Source organism: Phaeobacter sp. HF9A, from assembly GCF_011806385.1.
Classification (GTDB): Bacteria; Pseudomonadota; Alphaproteobacteria; order Rhodobacterales; family Rhodobacteraceae; genus Epibacterium.
Genome location: NZ_JAATOX010000182.1, coordinates 1 through 5542 on the forward strand (window position 1 = coordinate 1; position 5542 = coordinate 5542).

The window sequence follows — 5542 nt, forward strand, 5'->3', positions numbered from 1 at the left end:
CCAGATAGGCGCTGTCTTCTTCGATGCCGAGGAAGCGACCCGATCCCCAGGTGTTCAGCCAGCCAAGCCCGATGAAGTGGAAGCCCGGTACATCCGTGACGCCGCGATTGAATTTCGGCTTGCCCCGCTCATCAAAGACATCGACCTCGATCCAGTCATAGTCGGGGCGGAACCCGATCGCCCAGAGCACCGAAGTGATCCCGGCCTCCTTCAGATCCAGTTCCGTGCGCTCGCGCGACGGCTCCCAAACCTTGACGAAGGGCGGTTCTTCGGGCGCAATGATGCCATTTCGGGCGATATAGGCGTCGATCTGGTCGCGGATGCCGACATAGCTGCGATCCGCATCATCGAGGTTCTTGGTCAGATCCGGCAGGAATTCCAGCTTGTGACCCGCCATATTCGCCAGCGAGCCATACAGCTCCACCCCGTGATCCACATGCCATTTGCGCAGGTCGATCTCCTTGCCGCCGTCGCGGCCCGACATGTAGTGGTTGGTCTGTGTCAGCGCCTTGAGCGGATCAGGATGGGTGTCGATAGTGATATCGTAATGGCCCGCGTCATAGAGCCAATCGGTGGCGTCGCGACCGCGATATTTGCGCGGGCTGCGCGGCGCGGGGCCAACCGCCAGATGCACACCGCGTCCGGCGCGCACGAAATCCTCCATGATCTGCACGCCGGATTGGCCGGTGCCGACGATCAGCACATCGCCTTCGGGCAGTTGCGAGGGGTTGCGGTAATCCACCGAATGCATCTGCACGATGGTCGGATCCAGCGCCTGTGCATAGCCAGGCTCGATCGGCTTGTCGTAGCCGCCCGTGGCGATCACAACCTGATCGCAGCTCCAGGTGCCGATGCTGGTTTCCACCACATAGCCGCCCTGCGGATGATGGGCGATGCGTGTGACGTCGACATGCTCATAGATGTTCGGCTCAAAGGTCGCAGCAAAGGCGTCGAGATAGTCGGTGATCTCGTCGCGCAGCATAAAACCATCGGGATCCGTGCCGCCGAATTCCCTGTCATAGTGAAACCCGGGAAGGCGGCACTGCCAGTTCGGCGTCACCAGGCAGAAGCTGTCCCAGCGGTTGACGCGCCAGGAATGGAATTTCTCGTGGCGTTCAAAGACAACGCTTTCGATGCCTTTTGTCTTCAGCTGACAGGCCACCGACAATCCGGCCTGACCACCGCCCACGATGGCGACGGGAATATGCGGAATAGGCGTATCTTTCATGATCTCGGTCCTTTTCATGTGATCGACAGGCAGGTGACTTGCGCGTCTGTCTGGCCCTCAAAATCGGCAACCCGCTGTTCGATCCTGTCGAGTTGATCCATCGCCGACGAACAGGCGAAACCGTATTTGCGTCTCACCCGACCCGATGCGCGCTCCATCGCGATGCGGGCACGTTGCAGGAATTCGGGCATGGGGTAGCTTTGTCCCGGCGTGAACAGCTCGGTGATCACGCTGGACGGGGAATAGCAGCGCTCCTCGCTGCCATCGGGCCAACGCAGGGTCCAGTGCATCTCAGGCATAGGCGGGCTCCTTTTTGGAAAGCGACAGATAGGGGGTCTGGGCATGGTCCCAGAACAGCGCGGTCTTGCCGCCCTGGTGCAGGGTCAGCGCCGCGCCTTCGCGGACGCTGCCGATGGGATCGGCCCAGATGCCGCGTTTGCGGAAGGCAAGGCAAACCTCGGCGGCCACCTCGGGCGCAACTGAGAGCAGGAAACCGAAGCTGGGAAAGCTATGCAGCCAGCGTTGCAGCGGCACATCGGCGGGTGGCACGATCTGGTCCAGATACAGATCTATGCCCACAGAGGAGCTTTCGGCCAGCATCAGCGCCGTACCGGCAATGCCGCCCTGGCTGATGTCCTTGCCAGCCCTCAACAGGCCCTGTTCGGCCAGCGCTGGCAAGATCGCGAGATCCCCGCGCAGCCGGTCGTGCGGCGCATCCAGCGCGGCGCAGAAATTGTCAAAATTCACATAGCGCCCACGGTGGTCGATCGCCGCCAGCAGCACATCGCCGGGGCGGGCATCAAAACTGGTCACCGGCGTTTGCGCCTTGCCCAACACCGACACGGCAAGGTTCAGTTCAGAGGCGGCAAAGTTGGTATGGCCACCAACCAGCGGCACGCCATAGGCGGCAGCGGCATCGCGCAGACCCGCCATCAGGGGGGCGGCAGCCTCGGCATTTGGCGCCCAGACCTGATCAATCAGCGCTGTGGCCCGCCCGCCCATGGCAGCGATGTCCGAGAGGTTCACCATCACCCCGCACCAGCCCGCAAACCACGGATCGGCCTGAACAAAAGCGGGGATAAACCCCTCGCCCGCCAAGAGGTCAAAACCCTCTGCCGTTTTGATCATCGCAGCGTCGTCGCCCGGGGCGCCAGCCGCATCGCCGGTCAGCCCCAGCATGCCCGTCGCCTGCGCAATGCTCAGTTTGGAGCGGATCGCGGGATGGGCGCGCAGGGCCTCGGCCAGATCTGCCAGCGTCCCGGTCATGCCCGTCGCCCCGGTTTCATGAACCAGCCCGAGGTCGGATTCTCGCAGGGCGGGTAGAAGGACATATCAGCAGACATCTTGGCGTGGGGCACCCCGTGCAGCGTGACCTCCTCCAGAACCGTCCATTTCAACCGGCGAAACAGCGGCACGTTCTGCTTTTGCACATGCGCCAGAAAGGTGTCGCAGCCGCGCGCATTGGCGGTGCAGACCGCCAGCCGGATCAGCTCGGAGCCAAGCCGCCCGACCTGACGAAAACCGCTGTCCACCGCCAGCCGAGACCCCCACCACAGGCGCGGGCTTTCCTCGTGGATACGCACGGTGCCCACCACCTGATCGGCCTCATGCGCATAGGTCGAGAGCGCCACAAGATGGGTGGCAACCAGGTCAATCTCGTCGCGGTCATGGGTGTTGAAAATCCCCTGCTCCTCGACAAAGACCCGGCGGCGCAGCGCTTCTGCCCCACGCGCCTCAAAGGGTTTCGAGGCGGCGCGGATGTAATAGCCGGGGCATTGGAACTGGCGGTGCTCAAGCTCGATCATGCGGGCACCTTCAGCTTTTCATAGGTCGAGAGCGCCGAGCAGGCACCGCATTTGCCACAGCCCGCCTTGATGTCCTCGGACCGGATGCCCGCGCGCACGATCATCTCGCCCAGGGGCCGCAGGATCGAGGCCATGAATTCCGGCTTGGGTGCCGGGTGGCTTTCCAGCGGCGTGCCCGAGATCGGCACGAAGGGCACGACGAAGGGGTAAACCCCCATGTCACAGAGCTTTTGCCCCATCTCGAGGAGAGCCTCGCGCGTGTCACCGAGACCGGCAAGGATATAGGTAGACACCTGCGCGCGGCCAAAGACCTTCACAGCCGCCTCGAAACTGGACATATATTTCTCCAGCGGCACGGTGGCCTTGCCGGGCATGATCCGCTCGCGGACCTCTTGTGTGACGGCCTCCAGATGCATGCCGAGCGCGTCAATGCCCGCATCCTTCATCCGCTGGTGCCAGATATCGTCATCGGGCGGCTCGCACTGGCCTTGCAGCGGCAAATCGACCGCCGCCTTGATCGCCCGCGCGCTCTCGACCATGACCGCCGCGCCGCGATCCTTGCCTTTGGGTGTGCCGGTCGTCAGCACCATATGCTTGACGCCATCAAGCTCCACCGCCGCCTTGGCGACCTCGGCCAGCTGTTCCGGCGTCTTGTGCGCGATGGTGCGGCCAGCGGCGAGGCTCTGGCCAATCGCGCAGAACTGGCAGGTCTTCTTGCGGCTCTCGTAGCGGATGCAGGTTTGCAGCACGGTGGTCGCCAGCACGTCGCGCGAATGCAGCGTGGCAATATGGCTGTAGGGAATGCCGTCGGCGGTTTTCAGGTCGTAGAACTTCGGCTTGGTCGGAAACCGAACCTTGGCGATTTCGGCACCATTGCGGGTCACGCGGGACTGGCCCTTGGTGTCCGGCGGCTCGACCAGGAACGGCGATTCAAATGCGGGCGCGGTGTGCACCGGCACCATGACGGTGGTCTCGCCGATGGTCACCGCCTTGTGGTCCGAAGGTCCTGCCCCGCCGCGCCGGGCCTCGTGGCCCGCGCGCGGATCGACAAGCCGCATCCCATGCGTTTGCAGGTCGTTGATCAGATCGGCGTCAGAGAGGTCAGATTCAAACATGGCTTGGCTCCTTTTCGTCGAGATCAGCCCGGGCGGCGGGCGGCGCCACGGGCGCGGGATCAAAGGCGACGCGTGTTTCGGCAGGCCGCGTGTCATGCACCAGATGCAGCAGTTCGGGGCGGGCATAGTGGCCGACGCTGTCCATCATCCGTTTGCGTTTGGTGATCAGCTTCATGTCAAGATCGGCGATCAGGATGCCCTCGCCCTCGGTCAGAGGTTCGGCCAGGTGGCGGCCTTCGGGCGAGATGATGCAGGTCATGCACCCGTCGCGCATGGCCTTTTGCAGCTTGGGATCGGGGTGCAGCGACTGGATCTGCTCTTCGGTCAGCCAGCCGGTGGCGTTGACCACGAAACAACCCGCCTCCAGCGCGTGGTGGCGCATGGTGACCTCGATCTGTTCGCCAAAGATCGGACCCACCAGCGAGCCAGGGAAATGCGCGGCGTGAATTTCTTCATGCTGGGTCATCAGTGCGTAGCGGGCCAACGGATTGTAATGCTCCCAACAGGCCAGCGCACCGATGCGGCCCACTTTGGTCTCGACCACCTTCAGCCCGGCGCCGTCGCCCTGCCCCCAGACCATGCGCTCATGATAGGTCGGCGTGATCTTGCGCCGCTTCAGCGCAAGGCTGCCGTCGGCGTCGAAAATCAGCTGCGTGTTATAGAGCGAGCCGTGATCGCGTTCGTTCACGCCAAGCACCACGACAACGCCGCGTTTGCGCGCCGCATCGGCCACCGCCTGCGTTTCCGGCGAAGGGACGACAACCGCCTCCTGATACAGCTCCAGATGCGCGGCGCCCTGCTGAACCGGCGGCAGCACAAAGGAGAAATACGGATAATAGGGCACGAAGGTCTCGGGGAAGACGATGAACTGCGCGCCCTTGTCGGCGGCCTCGACAATCGCGTTCAGCACCCGTTCAATCGTGCCCGCACGCCCCGCCAGATCGGGGGCAATCTGCACCGCGGCGGCGCGAATGATATCGGTTCTCATGATCTCTTTCCCATTGTTGAAGACGAAGCTGCGCAGAGAACCGGGCCGATGTTGCGGCCCGGTTCCGACCGGTTCAGACCGTCCAGGTGTCGAGGATGAAGGCGTTGTCCTTGCGGTGGAGCAGGATGCAATCAAGCACGTCCTGCGGCGCGATCGGAACGATCCCGGGCAGCAGCGCCGGCTCGCCGTGGCCATAGAGCGCCTGAAGACCGAAACGGCAGCAATAGACCTTGCCACCCTCGGCCATGAATTTCTTGAGATTGACGGCAAAATTCTGGTGACCGGGGAAGGCTTCGTCGCCGAGCGTCGGGAAACCACGCTGGATACCCAGTGTCACGCCGGGACCATAGAGCAGGATCGAGGTCTCGAACCCTTTGCGTTGCAGACGAATTGCTTGCAGAATGTT

General features: G+C 63.1%; 7 protein-coding genes. All 7 read right to left on the reverse strand.

The features are described from left to right. Positions 1-1228, reverse strand: a 1228-nt coding sequence (locus HCZ87_RS19525; protein WP_167646601.1) for an MSMEG_0569 family flavin-dependent oxidoreductase, incomplete at its 3' end; no start/stop codon positions are given. A 14-nt stretch (positions 1229-1242) separates the two neighbouring features. Continuing rightward, positions 1243-1527 carry an MSMEG_0570 family nitrogen starvation response protein gene (locus tag HCZ87_RS19530; protein WP_167646603.1) on the reverse strand — a complete coding sequence of 95 codons (285 nt, stop codon included), beginning with the start codon at positions 1525-1527 and terminating at the stop codon, positions 1243-1245. Continuing rightward, positions 1520-2494 (reverse strand): sll0787 family AIR synthase-like protein, encoded by a 975-nt coding sequence (locus HCZ87_RS19535; protein WP_167646605.1) that lies wholly within the window; start codon positions 2492-2494, stop codon positions 1520-1522. The genes HCZ87_RS19530 and HCZ87_RS19535 overlap by 8 nt, the downstream gene beginning before the upstream one ends. Continuing rightward, on the reverse strand, positions 2491-3033 hold the full coding sequence (locus tag HCZ87_RS19540) for an MSMEG_0567/Sll0786 family nitrogen starvation N-acetyltransferase (protein ID WP_167646608.1): 543 nt from the start codon (positions 3031-3033) through the stop codon (positions 2491-2493). Before HCZ87_RS19540 ends, HCZ87_RS19535 begins: the two co-directional genes overlap by 4 nt. Further along, positions 3030-4148 (reverse strand): MSMEG_0568 family radical SAM protein, encoded by a 1119-nt coding sequence (locus HCZ87_RS19545; protein WP_167646610.1) that lies wholly within the window; start codon positions 4146-4148, stop codon positions 3030-3032. The genes HCZ87_RS19540 and HCZ87_RS19545 overlap by 4 nt, the downstream gene beginning before the upstream one ends. After that, positions 4141-5136, reverse strand: a complete 996-nt coding sequence (locus HCZ87_RS19550) for a Nit6803 family nitrilase (protein ID WP_167646612.1) — start codon at positions 5134-5136, stop codon at positions 4141-4143. The genes HCZ87_RS19545 and HCZ87_RS19550 overlap by 8 nt, the downstream gene beginning before the upstream one ends. A gap of 73 nt (positions 5137-5209) precedes the next feature. Next, positions 5210-5542 (reverse strand): MSMEG_0572/Sll0783 family nitrogen starvation response protein (locus tag HCZ87_RS19555; RefSeq protein ID WP_167646615.1); only part of this gene is annotated, 333 nt, incomplete at its 5' end.

Bases quoted from the DNA above. Each gene is read 5' to 3' on its own strand.
- HCZ87_RS19530 (WP_167646603.1), bottom strand. From the start codon at position 1,527: ATGCCTGAGATGCACTGGACCCTGCGTTGGCCCGATGGCAGCGAGGAG.
- HCZ87_RS19540 (WP_167646608.1), bottom strand. From the start codon at position 3,033: ATGATCGAGCTTGAGCACCGCCAGTTCCAATGCCCCGGCTATTACATC.
- HCZ87_RS19550 (WP_167646612.1), bottom strand. From the start codon at position 5,136: ATGAGAACCGATATCATTCGCGCCGCCGCGGTGCAGATTGCCCCCGAT.
- HCZ87_RS19545 (WP_167646610.1), bottom strand. From the start codon at position 4,148: ATGTTTGAATCTGACCTCTCTGACGCCGATCTGATCAACGACCTGCAA.
- HCZ87_RS19535 (WP_167646605.1), bottom strand. From the start codon at position 2,494: ATGACCGGGACGCTGGCAGATCTGGCCGAGGCCCTGCGCGCCCATCCC.